Below are 13502 nucleotides of genomic sequence, written 5' to 3' on the forward strand. Positions count from 1 at the left end.
GCAATTGTTCTTATACTCTGGTTCCCATGTAATAGAATCCCTTACAGATATCCAGACGCACATTCACATATTTTCCAAGAAGGTCAGGAGTTCCCGGGAAATGTACCAGCAGATTGTACTGGGTTCTTCCTGTGAAAATCCCCTTCTCCTTGCTCTCTGTCTCCACAAGCACTTCCTGAACCTCACCCTGGAATCTGGAAGAAACAGCTCTTCCTTTCTCCTGAACCAGCTTCAGAAGGCGGTCAAAACGATCCTTCACCACTTCCTCCGGAACCTGGTCTTCCATCCTGGCTGCCGGAGTGCCGCTTCTCTTGGAATAAATAAAGGTAAAGGCAGTATCAAAATCAGATTTTTCAACTACATCCAGAGTCTCCTGGAAATCCTCCTCGGTCTCTCCAGGGAATCCAACAATAATATCCGTAGTCAGGGAAATATCCGGTACCGCTGCACGGATCTTCTCTACCAGTCCAAGATACTTTTCCTTATCATAATGACGGTTCATGATTTTCAGAATGCGGCTGCTGCCGGACTGCATTGGCAAGTGCAGATGATGGCAGACCTTTTTGCTTCTTCCCATATATTCGATCAGTTCGTCAGAAAGATCCTTCGGGTGGGAAGTCATAAAACGGATTCTCTTCAAGCCCTCAATCTGCTCCACCTTCTCAAGCAGTTGGGCAAACGTCACCGGATTCTTCAGCGTCTTTCCATAAGAGTTTACATTCTGTCCCAGAAGCATAACCTCCGTAACCCCATCTGCAACCAAAGCCTCAATCTCCTTCACGATTGCCTCAGGCTCGCGGCTTCTCTCACGTCCTCTTACATAAGGCACAATGCAATAGCTGCAGAAATTGTTGCAGCCAAACATAATGTTCACACCAGACTTGAAGGAATAATTACGCTCTGTAGGGAGCTCCTCCACGATCTTATCCGTCCCCTCCCAGATGTCGATCAGCTGGCTGTCCCGGTTCTCCATTTCATAAAACAGTTCTGCAAATTTAAAAATATTGTGGGTTCCAAACACCAGATTGACAAACGGATAATCCTTCTGGATCTTATCCACCACCTGCTTCTCCTGCATCATACAGCCAAACAGGACGATCTTCATATCCGGATTGGATTTCTTCAGGCTGTGCAGCTTGCCAAGGCGTCCATACACCTTCAGATTGGCATTCTCACGGACTGTGCAGGTATTATAAATTACAACATCCGCATCCTCTGTCTCCTGTCTCTGAAATCCGATCTCATCCATGATTCCCGCAACAACCTCAGACTGCTTCTCGTTCATCTGACACCCGAATGTTTGAGTAAAAAAGGTCATGGGACGTCCTAATTCAGCGGACTTCCGCTTCACGTAGTCCCTGGCTTTCGCCATGAAATAGAACTGTCTGTTCGGTTCGAATTCTGGCGCCTTGACGTCAATGTCTACCAGATCCAGACTAATTTCTTTCAGCCTTTCAGCCGGAACTTCGCGCAAATCTATTTTATTATACATAAACTTTTCCTTTCATGTCTTACATTTTCGTTAAATTTCATCGCCTGTTTGTTTGTCTACAAATACAATTTTCAGTTCGCAACCCAGGACGCCGGCGATCTCCGCAAGTTCTGATTCCTTGAAATTGCACCGCGTCATTTTGTTAGAAAAATTCTGTCGCGTCTGGTTTGTTCCTTCCGCCAGGTCGCCCATTGTCATATTTCGACGGCCAGCCAGGAAGCGGATCTTTTCCGCCGTGTTCATATCCATTCGATCAACCCCTTTCTGTTGTGTGTATCATTTTACTTTATACACTCTATAATGTCAAGTTGAAAATATTTCTTTCTTTTTTAATCGTTTTCTTTACATTTATACTTGACATTTTACACTTTATAGTGTATTATAATATCATAAAGCAAAGGAAATAAACATCCAGTAGAAAGGTTAAAATGGTGGTAGATATGGAAATCAAAAGACTTAAAAATACAAAATTCGGAACAAACAAGATTGCTAGAGTCGTGACCGGCTGGGCGCTCTATGAAGCCGGTAAGGGCTGGATCGCTTTCAGTAACGACCGCGACCAGTTCGGGATCCTGGTTCCTTATATTCCGTGTGGCGGAAAGAAGGCGCTTCAATCCATCCTGGACGCCGGCGGCTTCGTCAGCTTCGACGGAATGGAATATGTCACCGAATTATAAAGGGCCGGAAGGCCCTTTTCTTTTACACTTTTCCGTGTATTATAGAAAATATTTCTTTCTGTTTTTAATCATTTTCTTTACATTTATTCTTGACATATTACACTTTATAGTGTATAATATAAACATAAGATAAAGAAAAGAGGTAATCAAAATGTTAGATAAAAACGGAATGGAAATCAAAACAGGAATGGTCGTGGAAATCAAGGACGCCTTCTTCAAGAATGATAATGGACTTTACTTCGTAGAACACTCCGCCGGGGATCCTGACTGGTGCGGCTCCGATCATAGCCTTCGCAAGATTTCAAAGCGCGGCAAAATCAGCCAGGCGAAGCACAACCTTTGTTTCTGGCCGATCGGAATTTTCATCAGCGACCGGTTCAAAGCCGCCGAAGCGCGAACCTGGAACAAGGAACACGCAACAATCGAAATCAGAACCGAAATTGACCGTTCAGAAGTTGCCGCACACTTTGACCAGATGGCCGAAGATCTCACCGATCAGATCCAGCGCGAAGCCTGGGACTATGGCGAAGACAGCCAGGCCGTGAAGACGTCAACCGCAATTCAGAAACATTATAGACAAGTAGCTTCGGAAATATTAGCATAATAAGAACAGGGCGGCCAGGCCGGCCGCCTGGAAAGGAAGAATCACGGAATGGAAAGAAGCATTTGAAGCCGCCGTCGAAAAGACGGTGGGCGCGTATGAGAAAATGGAAAAGGCGATCTTTTCGGATGACAAGGAAGACTTCAAACGCTGTCACGCCGATTATTGCCGGTATATTGATTTATTTTCGAAGGCGACCGGAATTCCGGAATCACAATTCATCGAAATTGTGAACGACGCCGCCCTGGAAAAGAAGGATCAGAGTAAATCAGAATAAATCAGAGTTTGTCAGAGAATATCAGAATATATCCCATAAACGCATAAAAGCCCCGGAAATGGATTTTCCGGGGCTTATTGTGTATTTGTCCACTTACGGCATTAAAACGCAAATCTGGGCGGCTGGCGCGTTCAGACGGGCATTTCCGCGCCGCCTGTTCTGCCTGGGAATCGGCCGGGGATTTTGTTTCCCCCTTATACCCCCTTCCCTTGCGCCCATTGTATCATACATTTTATAAACTGTAAAGTGTAAGTTGTAAATATTTGTTATAAATTCAAAATTCTAAAGTGTATTACACCCGTGAACCGTATTCATCGTCAAGGGCGATCCAGCCGTCTTCGTTCGTCGCGTAGGACTTTAACAAGCCCCACAACTTCGCGCCTGGGCCTTCCTTCGTCTTTACGATGGTAAAGGATCCGACGCCAGTGTGTAACGCCTGTCCGTTTTTCTTGTGGTAGTCGTAAGTTGTGCCAGGGCCTTTTCTGATCCGTAAATCAGGAATCTTCACGCGGAACACGAAGGATTCATTCGCGGCGGCAACGCAAGGATAAATTTCTTTTCCTGAATTGTCGAAGACTTTGTAACCGCTATTCTGTTTACAAAGTTCGATCGCGTTTTCCTTCTGCTTGAAGGCGCCGATCTGGGTGTCGGCCTTGTCCCAGGACTTACGAACACGGAAATAGCCGGTTCCGGCTGTGCTTTCCTTCTGTTCCTGGGTGGCCTTGAAGGAAACATAATCCGGGATCGTGGTAATGAACAGGCCGCTTTTCAGCTTGTACCACTTTTCATCGGCGGAAATTCCAACAACCGTGAACACGCCTTCGTGTACGATCTGATCGACGGCGGCTGTGTAGCTAGGCGCCTTTCGGATATTCAGGCCGTCAGCGCCCTTGTAAATGACCGTAACAGTTCCGTTCAGGGCGTTAATCTTCTGGTTGCTCTTGTCGTCGCTGGTGTTGTCTACTGGCGCGGAAGGAACGGTTGTGACGGTCTGGCCGGACATTGCCTTTTTAACATCCTTTCGGAACTGATCCATTGTCAGACCGTATTTGTTCCAGATATGTTCTGGATCGCCGTGATTCGAAGCGATTCCCTTCGCGTGGCCTTCGCGGTGGCTCATTAAAACATTGCTGTTTTCAGGATTGAAGCCGTATTTCTTGCAGATGTACGCGAAGAACTGGACAGCGTTCGCGTAGGTTGCCAGGACATGGGCCTTCGTATTGCTTCCGTCGCCTGTTTCAATCCAGGAAGAGCCGCCCGTGTATTTGATGGTTGCCGGCTCTGTCATTTCGATACTGATAAGTGAATTATTTCCGCTTCCCTTCGAACCGGATCCACAATGCCAGGCGCGGAAGTTCCACGGTAAAAGCTGTAAAACGACCGCGGCTTTTCCGACGACCGCATGGACACACGCGCCCGTTGAAACGGAAAAATTATTCGCGATAACCTTCGGATCTGGCTGTGGACAACCGATACTGTGAAGCATACCGCCGGCCGGTGTGATTCTGCGGCCGTCCCTATAACAAGGGCTGTTTGTTAAAAGATTTTCTTTGATTTCAATGCTCATTTTGTCTTCACTCTCCTTTACATCGTACTTGTGAAGTTCCCATCGTTCAATGATGGAACAGATCTTTTCGACGTATGTTACGTCGGTGGCGTAGCCGCCGTTTTTGATGATCTGGATCGCCTTTCTGTAATCTGCTTCGCCAGAAAGTCCTTCATACCGCTTTGCGGCTCCTTTCATGGCGCCCAGCAAATAAAGCGAATGATCGTTTATACTGGCCTGAATGTCCGGGTATGCGCGGAAATCGGCAACGACGGAATATTCTTCGCCGTTCTTCTTCTGTTCTTTTGTGGTCTTCGTATATTTCGAAGTACCGTCCCAGACGCTTTTCCAGGTGTTCCCACTTAAAGAACACTTCATTCCGAAAAGGTTGTTCGCGTTCACGGCCAGGTCAGTAGAGCCGTAACCACTTTCTAAAATTGCCTGTGCCATTGTTACGGAAGCAAGTATTCCGCTTGCTTCCGCGTCTTTCATGGCATACGGCGCGATTTTGGTAACAAAATCTTTTTCCGACATTGATTAGTCCTTCTTTCTGTAAAATCTGGCCCAGATCTCGAACAAATAGTCCCAGCCCTTACAACACACGATCGCCACGATGAACGCCGCGAAAATGACGGCTACCAGGTAATACCACACGAACGCGATTGACGCGTAAGACAGGTAAGCAAAGAAGCCGATCACGCAAATTACAAGGGACAGAATAAGAACCTGGAACTTTGTCGGAATCTTGTCCAGGAAGCCGATCCCCTTTGTAAACTCTGTGATAACCGAAATCAATGTACAGATTGCGGCCACAATCAGGATAATTTTTGAAGCGTTTTCGATGATAAATTCAATGTTCATGTTGTTTTTCTCCCTTCTGGTGTAAAAATAGTTTTCAGTTATAATCCGACGCCGGTTCGAACAATGGTTGTTAAAAGTCCGATGGCCGCGACGATAATAGCCGCCACGACAGTTCGGAAAAGCCATTTATTCGATTCAGTAAGATCTGTGACGGTCTTCTGGACGTCTTCAAGATCGCTTTTGATTTGAAGAATTTCTTTTTCGTTCTCATAGGTCTTGACTTTTGCGTTATTGTAACCGTCAAGTTTTCCTTCAATCTTGATAAGTCGATCAAGAACTTCTCTTTCAAATTCTGCTTCCATACCGTGAACCCCCTTTCCTGATTATTAGACAAAAATAACCCGGCAAAACGCCAGGCTATGAATTGTTATCTGGAACCCGGAAAGAAAATTCGTCGATAATCTTTCGGAGAAGGTTTCCGGCCGTGAAGTGGCTTATCAGGCCGAAATAACTTTGCATAGTGTTGTTGACTTTCTCCCATGCAAGCTGGCCCATTTCAAACATTTTCTGAATGAACCGGATCCGGCGATACATTCTTTGTCGTGTCGATTTTCGAACGCGGATTGTCAGCGGCGTAATAAGGGCGCCGACAAATGTTACCGGAAGATAAGCCGGTCGGATTGATGTCTTGTTATTTAATTCAAGGTGCAATTCTTCATTCAGAAATCTTTCGATTTCATCCCTTGCCGCGAACGCCTTTTCCTTACTGTCAAAAAGTGCGATCACATCGTCTACAAACCGAATATATTTTTCGATATGAAAAACGTGTTTACAAAACTGATCCAATTCGTTCAAGTAAATGTTCGCGAACATTTGACTTGTCAGGTTTCCGATCGGCATACCGCGATTGTATAGCCAGTCTTCTTGTTTGCACAACTCCGGCTGGACGCCGGAAGGAAGGCCGAAGGCGGTATGTTCGCAATTTATCAGTTTGTCCAGGTCGCGAAGAATCAGTTCGTCCTTGATGTGCTTTTTCAAGATCTTCATAAGGATTTCGTGATCGACGCGGTAAAAGTATTTTGCAATGTCAAGTTTTAAGACGTACCAGTGTTTCGGACTCCGGTTGACCTTCCGAAGCCAGATCTGTAACTGTTTTCTTGCCTTGACGGTTCCCTTACCCTTCCGGCAACCGTAACTATGTGTTATATACTGCCGGTCGAATAAAGGGTTTAGTTTCTGGTAATACGCCCATTGAACGACACGATCCCGGTACTGTAAAGCCATGATAATTCTGGGCTTCGGCTCATAAATCTGTTTCATGCGGTACTTACCGACACGATAGGACGATTCAAGCGGATTCCCTGGGATCCCGTCTTTCGGGTAGTATGTTAGTCGATTCGTGAGATCAATGATTTCTTCTTCCCTATGCGCGGAGAATTTCAAGTTTTCGTCGCGGTTGTGCTTGCCTTGGGAAGCGTTGCGATCCGCTTCAAGTAGGTTCGACGGGTCGATGATTTCTTCGTGCGTAATGTCGAAAGTCTTCATTGTGGTTAATTCCTTTCGTTGGAATTGTGCGCCCTTGCTTTCGGCGTGGGCGCGGCGCTGATCGTTACGCCCTTCACTGGCTTTCGCCAGGTACTAACCGCATTATCAGCAAATTTAATTTCTCCGGCGTTATGGCCGGAACTGAAACAGATCCCTTTTCCCTTTCTTGCACTGTGAAAAGTCCGTAAACTTTCCCGTCTGGCTAAAAGGATAAGCGGAGAAGAAGCCGATGTTCGTCCTGACGTTCGAACGTGGGTTGTTCAAGTTCAACGCGGAAGGGCCAGCGTTCGAAGTGTTGTTGTAACTGCCAGAGACAATCGGCAAGCGTTTTTGACCTGTTCCCTCTGCCGGAAATTATTTTCCGGTGTTTGTGCTGGTTTCCTTTTGTGATCGGATCCAGCCGCCGAGTAGCCGCCCAATTTCACATAACTTTTCTGAAACCAGTATGTAACGCTTTTCGTCTACAAATTTCATGTCATACGACAAATCATTGAACATTCGCAATAATTTAAGCTGAACGTCCGCGTCTTGAAGTGTCGTTTTCTTGAAATACTTCTTTTGTGCCGTGATTATAAGAATCAGGAATTGAAACAGACACTTTTTATAGTCCGCCACAAAACCCAGCTTTTCACTTCTGGGATATTTCACAAAAGAAGTGTACAGATATTTCATAAGGTCTTTTGACCTTTGAAGAATTATCAGGCCGCTTCGTTGTTCCCGTCCCTCGTCGGTTTCGGGATTTCCTGGCGCCCCGTATCTTCGCATATTTCCCATTGTTGCAATCCTTTCTTGTGTTTCAAAAATATAGGGGCTACTATCGTAGCCCCAAACAGAACACGGCTATCAGATTGCAGATTCCAACTCCATAAAAGCGGAGAAGAAGCCGAGGCCCGCCCGGACGCTCGAACGAGGGTTGTTCAAGTGCAACGCGGAAGGGCCAGCGTCCGAAGGGTTGCTGAAACTGCCAGAGACAAACGGCAAGCGTTCGTCTTGGTTGTCGATCCAAAAAGCGCCGGTATGTGTGACGCCGCTTACCGGTGCAAGGAATAATTCCTTCAAGATCTCCGGGATCGTTGTCACGCCGGTTCCGGCCACAAGATTTCCGAAGTTTGCCGTGTAGGTACTGCCGGCCGCGCCGGTATCGGTTGCGATCTTGAAATCCTTTGTATATTTCAAGGTGCCAGGTGTTCCAGGTTCTACCAGGCTACCATTCGGAAGAATGGCCTTCCAATATGTGGACGTGGCAAGGTGTGAAACCTGTTTCGCGGCCAGGTTGCCGACGAAGATCTGGATTTCGCCTTTGTAAATTCTAAGGCCGGACATCCATTTCCAGACGTCGCCCACGTAGTCGGCGATACCGTTTCGCGTTCCGTCATGGAACCAGGTCGCCGGGCCGGATCCGGTCGCGGTTCTGGTTGTTCTTGTTCCGCCCGATCCGTCGCTTTCGGTTGCGGTTGTCTCGCCCACCTCATAGGTGTATGTGTGGTGTTTTCCGTACTGGGTGTTTCCGCGCGGAATAAAACCGGATTTATAGATCAAATGGTTAATGACCGCACGTTCCGGGATTGACGCTAAATGCCAGCCCGTTCCCTTCGCATTACAAGCCGCGTGTGACGCGTCGTAATTGATGGACGCTTTCGGATCCACCAGCGGCCAGGAATAGGCCAGGCCGTCCACAATACAGTTAATAAATTTGCTGAAAAAGAAGCGCTTGTATTCCACATCGTCAACCACAAAGGCCGAATGCGTCTTTTCGCTTCCGCCGTCGAATAACTGGGCGTTTGTGCGCTTATTAAACGGGATCATAAAGGACGGAAGGCCCTTGACGTCCGAAATAATGGTACAACCGCCGCCAGTCAATCCTTCCGTGGCGAATTTCAGGCTGTCAAACTGGTAATTATTCATAGATCACACCTTCTTTCAGCGCGAACAGTGTCAAGGTCACGTTGTCCATAGAGAACGGAACCGGATCGCGCTTGATAATTGTTTTCTGGCTGTTTTCTGTTTCTTCGGAATAGTCCGGGTTCGGGATTTCTTCTTCTGTGTAGGCTCTGGCCGGAATGTCCACCTGTGCCACATAAAGAAGACCGACACCGGTTTCCAGGTTGCCGGCCATATCCGAAGTAATGTCGATATGGACGTCGTTGTCGGCTTCGTATTTTTTCAGATTCAGCATGATCTGATCGCCGACGTTCAGCCAGGTTTTCGTTGTGGAATAGGAAATCTTCTGGCCTTCGTTTGCTTCGATAATTTTCATCGTCTCATTCCCACCTCTCTTTTTACATCATTCATTCGCGCGTTGATTTCTTCCGCGTATTCGCGATTCTGGGCGGCTGAATTGCCTTCGTGGCCGCCACCGAAGGCGCGTAACATCGCGGATTCCTGGGCGCGTCTTTCGTCTGATTTAATAATTACATTTGCTGGCATTAGTACAGTCCCCCGATTACATGAAGTTTTAATGTTACATTTTTGGCGCTACCATAGTAACGCACCTTAAAGGCGTTCAGGGCCTTGTCGAATACTTCTGCATACTCGACCGGGCCGTCCGCTTCCGCGACCTCAATATCGACCTTGTAATCGGTCTTATTGACAATCTTCGGAAGGGTGATCGTCTTCGCGGAATTGGTCGCCGGATATTTCAGCGAATTTGTGAGTGTCGCCGTTAATACCTGGCCGCGAAGATCGTCAACTGATTCCTGGATAAGTCGAAGGTGAATGGCGTTCGTGGCCGCGATCAGGTTTCCTTCCAGGATTCCCATGTCTTCGTTTCCGAAGTTGGTCGCGCTCTGCTGTGTGCCTTTCTGGTGGATCTCACCAGGGGCCGGCGTCCATTCTTTCACACCGTTTCCCAGATCCACGACGGAAACCCGTCTAGGGTACTGGACAATTCGGTCTTTCCAAAAAACCGGAATATACATCTTTTATCGCTCCTTTCTACTCATTCCCCGAAGACTGTACAATTTTGATCGTATAACGATACATGACGCCTTCGTCGAATTCCTCTTTGTTCAGGCTTTCGTTACCGCCGGCCCATAAGAAGCCGCCGCGATGATAGAAGCGAATTCCTGTAATAGAATCCGGGGCGTTATGATCGAACATAACATAGATCGCGATCCGGCCATCGGATAAAGTTTCCACATGGTCGATCGGAATTTTTGTCCAGGTGTTCCCGGAACGGTATTCCGCGTAAGCTACAACCTTTTTCAGATATTCCTTCACGTCGTCGATTGCTTCGTCCGTTAAAGGAATATAGTTTCCTTCTGTCATGCTGTTTCGATCTCCTTTCATTCTTCGTCCGCGGCGTATTTCTCCGCGGTGCTGTCATAATATAAGTTAAGTCCTTCGCTTTCAGGCGCGACGGAAACGCCGCTTTCCGCCAGCACAAGACCGGTCGCCGGATCTGGATAAGAACCGGTTTCCTGGTCGCTGTCCGTCGGATAAACGATTGTCTGTCCGTCGGTGGCGCCTTCAAGATCGACTGTAACTTCGGATAAATGCAAGCCGGTTGAAATGTCCGGCGTGGTTCCGGCTGGCGTGTACTCTGCGAACGCTTCTTCTCCCTCTGCTTCAAGCGAAAGCTGAACTTCGGTCGGGATAAATCCAACCGCGGCCGCCGGATATGTGCCACACTCGAAATCACCGCAAAAGGTATAGAAAAACGTCTGGTACTCTGATTTATCGAAAAATTTAAGCGTGATCCCGTTCTGAAAAGCCATGTAATCGAAACGGGAACGCGCATTTTTAACTTTATTCAAATAATTCAGAAATTCTTTTATGGAAGTCTGCGTCACTTCCGTTCCGACTGCAATTCGGAAATGGAAAGGCGCTCCGGCGTATGTGTACCATTCTTCGACTGATGTGTTATTGTCGCCGAACACGGTGTCGATCATTTCTGTCATGGCCTGGCTGGTTCCTAGTTTCATGTACCAGTAAATCGAATTTCGGATCAGACTTCTTTTGATTTCCGGCGAAAGCGACGTGTTATAAAACAGAACACGGCTTTCAACTGCCAGGAAGTCCAGCTTGTCGTCTTCGACCTTATCCAGATCCGCCCAGATATACACCCGGCGCAACCGTTCCATGAATTTCTTTTTCTGAATATCAAACACCCGGCACGAAGCCAGGCGTTCAGGTGTCTTCATTTCTGCCGGAAGCGCGTCTTCTGTCCGGTAATCGTGAAGGCTAATCATTTTCAACGCCCCCGTAAATGAATTCGATCGTTCTTTCCTGGGCGACGGATGTTTCCGGGACAACCTGGAACGCCGGGGATTCGATAGCGACGCGCTTTCCGCCGGCGGCTCTGACAAATTCTGTCAGGGTGTCCGGGTTGATGTCCCGGCCGATCTTTGTTTTTTGCCACTCGATATATGTATCTTTTGCGGCTTCGATCGCACTCTTAATGGCCGCCAGATTGTTAATGTCACTTCGGCCAATATAATAAGTCGCCTTAATATCATATTTCACGACGTCAGGCGGCGCGATCTGGTCTTTGTCTGTAAGCGGAATAATCGGGTTGTTTTTCAAATATGCCAGACAGCCGTTGCAAAACGTCTGTGTTGGTAATTCTCCGCCGTTCAGAAGAATTCGGATGTCCACAACCGCGTCTTCCGGCTCGTAGATCTTCACATCCTCGATCGCCGCCGAATTGTACTGTTTCACCCAGTATTCGTAAGCGTCAGACGGGCCGGCTGTGGAATAGGACGACGGGGCCAGGAAAATTCGTTCACGGAAGTTTTCTTCCGTTTCTTCTCCGGCTCCGCCTTCTGACTTCGTTATGTTTGTAACTTCGGCCACATAAGGAACCGGATCGACCAGGGTTTCAATTTGACCGACAATATAATCATTCCCGACCGTTCCGACCGTTTCACACGTACAATCGACGTCGATATGATCCGCGCCGGCCGTGACCTCTGCGAAGTCGTCGGTCGCAAAATAAATTCCGTCCCCGGCGGTGACTCTGGTTCCGGCCGGGATATAAACCACTTCGCGGCGGATTTCAGACAAAATAAAACGAACCGTTGTGACTGCCGCCTTTGGTTCGTTGATAAAGGTCTTTTTCATGGATCCTAAATGTTTCAGAAAATCGCCGGTTGAATACTTCAAAAGGTTCTGTTTTGCCGCAAAGTCAAGTTGTTTATACATCTGGAACCACTGGCCGGCTTCAATCTTTAACTGAATGTATTCTTTATCGCCTGGGCGAAGGATCTTTTTCTTCCCGGTTTCCTGTTCATATTCATTTTGCCAGTTTGTAATATTTTCATTCAAGATCTGATCGAATGTAATGTCGTCTATGAACGATACGTCGGGAAGATCATATAGTTTCTGGATTTCATCAGCCATTATATACAAGCACCACCTTCGGAATTAAATTTCCGTTTCCATTTGCTTCGAACCGGACTTCATCGACCGAAACGCGATCTTCGAATTCTTCGACAACTTCGATCGCCGAAATGGTATAAAGGTTCTGGGCCTGGTAGGCCGGCGCCGATATAACATCAGGATCAATCCCGACTTCCCGGTTCATCGGAATAGTGCCTTTCAAAACGGATAAAATAAAAGACACCTTTTCCATGATTTCTTGACGAAGGGAAAGCTCCACTTCGCTATTCATTACAATTTGTACGCCGTCAATTTCAATCATCGTTCGCGCCCCCTTAATAGTATTCCGTGGCCGTTACGGCGATTTCGACGGAAACAAGTTCGCCGCGGTTCCACACTTCCTTAAAGTTTGCGTCGATGGAATCAACCGTCCACTTTCCGCCGCCGATCTTGTGGCCGCCAATTACTAGCGGACAAACTTTTCCACTTTCACAATACTTTATCAGTTTGTCCTTCATAATACGGGGCCGTACACCGTGACCGGCGCGGATCTTCATTGTGAACGACACGCCTTCGTTGTTCGGGCCGATGAATTCCCGTTCCGATTTCTTCCGGTAACGACTGTGTTCGGAATAGTTCGCGGAAGCGGCCTGTTTGAAATCATTGAAATTGCAGATTTTCTTGTCGCTGGTTTCGAAGATAATGTCCCCGAAATATCCGATCATTTACATCACCGCCCTTCCTATGTCGGATAACTGCCGGAAACGGTCAGGTTGCCGCCCACATGGACATTTCCGGTCGTGCTGATTGATTTTGCCGAAATGCTTCCGGCACTGATCTTGCCAGTTACGGTTGCATTGCCGCCGACCGTCAGATTCCCGGAAACATTCAATCCTTCGACGTTCACGCTATCCGATACCACATCAAGGCGTTTCGCCTTCTTATCGTACCGGATATAGCTTCCGTCCCCGAAATCTTTTCGCCAGATCCCGGCGACGCCTTCCGGCGGCCGGTTTCCTTCTGCATACGGCGGCGGAAGAATCACGCCGCGCGTTCCGCCGTTTTCCAGGTGTACCACATACACAAGGGTTTCAACCGGTGGCGGATCAAATTCATTTGAGAAAAACGGCATATACGGCGAAACGGCATTGTCACGGTCTTTATAGACGACCTGGGCCGTCCCGTCCGTGTAGTTAATCGCCGAAATATAGCCAACTCTTATAATATCGCTCATGCGTCCCCTT

At 47.6% G+C, this 13502-nt stretch carries 20 protein-coding genes; 3 read left to right on the forward strand and 17 right to left on the reverse strand.

The window, feature by feature from the left end:
- Window positions 1–10: 10 nt before the first annotated feature.
- Complete coding sequence (gene miaB, locus LIQ05_RS02185) at window positions 11–1492, reverse strand: tRNA (N6-isopentenyl adenosine(37)-C2)-methylthiotransferase MiaB (RefSeq protein ID WP_226818247.1); 1482 nt, start codon at window positions 1490–1492, stop codon at window positions 11–13.
- Window positions 1493–1522: 30 nt separating this feature from the next.
- A complete protein-coding gene (locus LIQ05_RS02190; RefSeq protein ID WP_022119794.1) occupies window positions 1523–1741 on the reverse strand; it encodes a helix-turn-helix domain-containing protein in 219 nt (72 codons plus the stop codon).
- A 191-nt stretch (window positions 1742–1932) separates the two neighbouring features.
- Between LIQ05_RS02190 and LIQ05_RS02195 the strand changes: the two genes are divergently transcribed.
- The 3 genes from LIQ05_RS02195 to LIQ05_RS02205 all read left to right on the forward strand — a co-directional run bounded on the left by LIQ05_RS02195 (window position 1933) and on the right by LIQ05_RS02205 (window position 3047).
- The gene (locus LIQ05_RS02195; protein ID WP_022119795.1) at window positions 1933–2169 is read left to right on the forward strand and encodes a hypothetical protein; all 237 of its coding nucleotides are present in this window, start codon (window positions 1933–1935) and stop codon (window positions 2167–2169) included.
- Window positions 2170–2320: 151 nt separating this feature from the next.
- Window positions 2321–2773, forward strand: coding sequence for a hypothetical protein (locus LIQ05_RS02200; RefSeq protein ID WP_114002340.1), 453 nt, complete (start codon window positions 2321–2323; stop codon window positions 2771–2773).
- A 103-nt stretch (window positions 2774–2876) separates the two neighbouring features.
- Complete coding sequence (locus tag LIQ05_RS02205; protein WP_226818249.1) at window positions 2877–3047, forward strand: hypothetical protein; 171 nt, start codon at window positions 2877–2879, stop codon at window positions 3045–3047.
- Between the two features lie 292 nt (window positions 3048–3339).
- On the opposite strand, the gene LIQ05_RS02210 is transcribed toward LIQ05_RS02205, so the two are convergent.
- The 15 genes from LIQ05_RS02210 to LIQ05_RS02280 form a co-directional block, all read right to left on the reverse strand.
- On the reverse strand, window positions 3340–5127 hold the full coding sequence (locus LIQ05_RS02210) for a glucosaminidase domain-containing protein (RefSeq protein WP_226818251.1): 1788 nt from the start codon (window positions 5125–5127) through the stop codon (window positions 3340–3342).
- A gap of 3 nt (window positions 5128–5130) precedes the next feature.
- On the reverse strand, window positions 5131–5454 hold the full coding sequence (locus LIQ05_RS02215) for a hypothetical protein (RefSeq protein WP_022119801.1): 324 nt from the start codon (window positions 5452–5454) through the stop codon (window positions 5131–5133).
- Window positions 5455–5492: 38 nt separating this feature from the next.
- Window positions 5493–5756, reverse strand: coding sequence for a hemolysin XhlA family protein (locus LIQ05_RS02220; RefSeq protein WP_226818253.1), 264 nt, complete (start codon window positions 5754–5756; stop codon window positions 5493–5495).
- A 55-nt stretch (window positions 5757–5811) separates the two neighbouring features.
- Window positions 5812–6939, reverse strand: a complete 1128-nt coding sequence (locus LIQ05_RS02225; protein ID WP_226818254.1) for a reverse transcriptase/maturase family protein — start codon at window positions 6937–6939, stop codon at window positions 5812–5814.
- Between the two features lie 354 nt (window positions 6940–7293).
- Complete coding sequence (gene avd / locus LIQ05_RS02230; RefSeq protein WP_226818256.1) at window positions 7294–7713, reverse strand: diversity-generating retroelement protein Avd; 420 nt, start codon at window positions 7711–7713, stop codon at window positions 7294–7296.
- A gap of 69 nt (window positions 7714–7782) precedes the next feature.
- Window positions 7783–8844, reverse strand: coding sequence for a hypothetical protein (locus LIQ05_RS02235; RefSeq protein WP_226818258.1), 1062 nt, complete (start codon window positions 8842–8844; stop codon window positions 7783–7785).
- On the reverse strand, window positions 8837–9196 hold the full coding sequence (locus tag LIQ05_RS02240) for a hypothetical protein (RefSeq protein WP_114002346.1): 360 nt from the start codon (window positions 9194–9196) through the stop codon (window positions 8837–8839). Before LIQ05_RS02240 ends, LIQ05_RS02235 begins: the two co-directional genes overlap by 8 nt.
- Window positions 9193–9366 (reverse strand): hypothetical protein, encoded by a 174-nt coding sequence (locus LIQ05_RS02245; protein WP_181824097.1) that lies wholly within the window; start codon window positions 9364–9366, stop codon window positions 9193–9195. The genes LIQ05_RS02240 and LIQ05_RS02245 overlap by 4 nt, the downstream gene beginning before the upstream one ends.
- A complete protein-coding gene (locus LIQ05_RS02250; RefSeq protein ID WP_114002347.1) occupies window positions 9366–9857 on the reverse strand; it encodes a hypothetical protein in 492 nt (163 codons plus the stop codon). The genes LIQ05_RS02245 and LIQ05_RS02250 overlap by 1 nt, the downstream gene beginning before the upstream one ends.
- 16 nt (window positions 9858–9873) lie before the next feature.
- Entirely contained in the window at window positions 9874–10206 is a 333-nt protein-coding gene (locus LIQ05_RS02255) for a hypothetical protein (RefSeq protein WP_114002348.1), read from the reverse strand.
- A 17-nt stretch (window positions 10207–10223) separates the two neighbouring features.
- Window positions 10224–11129 (reverse strand): phage tail protein, encoded by a 906-nt coding sequence (locus LIQ05_RS02260; RefSeq protein WP_114002349.1) that lies wholly within the window; start codon window positions 11127–11129, stop codon window positions 10224–10226.
- Window positions 11122–12279 (reverse strand): baseplate J/gp47 family protein, encoded by a 1158-nt coding sequence (locus LIQ05_RS02265; protein WP_114002350.1) that lies wholly within the window; start codon window positions 12277–12279, stop codon window positions 11122–11124. The genes LIQ05_RS02260 and LIQ05_RS02265 overlap by 8 nt, the downstream gene beginning before the upstream one ends.
- Window positions 12272–12580: a hypothetical protein gene (locus LIQ05_RS02270; RefSeq protein WP_022118182.1), complete on the reverse strand. Its 309-nt coding sequence runs from the start codon at window positions 12578–12580 to the stop codon at window positions 12272–12274. Before LIQ05_RS02270 ends, LIQ05_RS02265 begins: the two co-directional genes overlap by 8 nt.
- Window positions 12581–12593: 13 nt before the next feature.
- A complete protein-coding gene (locus LIQ05_RS02275) occupies window positions 12594–12983 on the reverse strand; it encodes a phage tail protein (protein ID WP_022118181.1) in 390 nt (129 codons plus the stop codon).
- Window positions 12984–13000: 17 nt separating this feature from the next.
- Window positions 13001–13492, reverse strand: coding sequence for a hypothetical protein (locus LIQ05_RS02280; protein WP_114002351.1), 492 nt, complete (start codon window positions 13490–13492; stop codon window positions 13001–13003).
- Window positions 13493–13502: the final 10 nt, after the last annotated feature.

This window comes from Blautia glucerasea (genome assembly GCF_020537505.1).
In the GTDB taxonomy this organism is placed as follows: Bacteria; Bacillota; Clostridia; order Lachnospirales; family Lachnospiraceae; genus Blautia_A.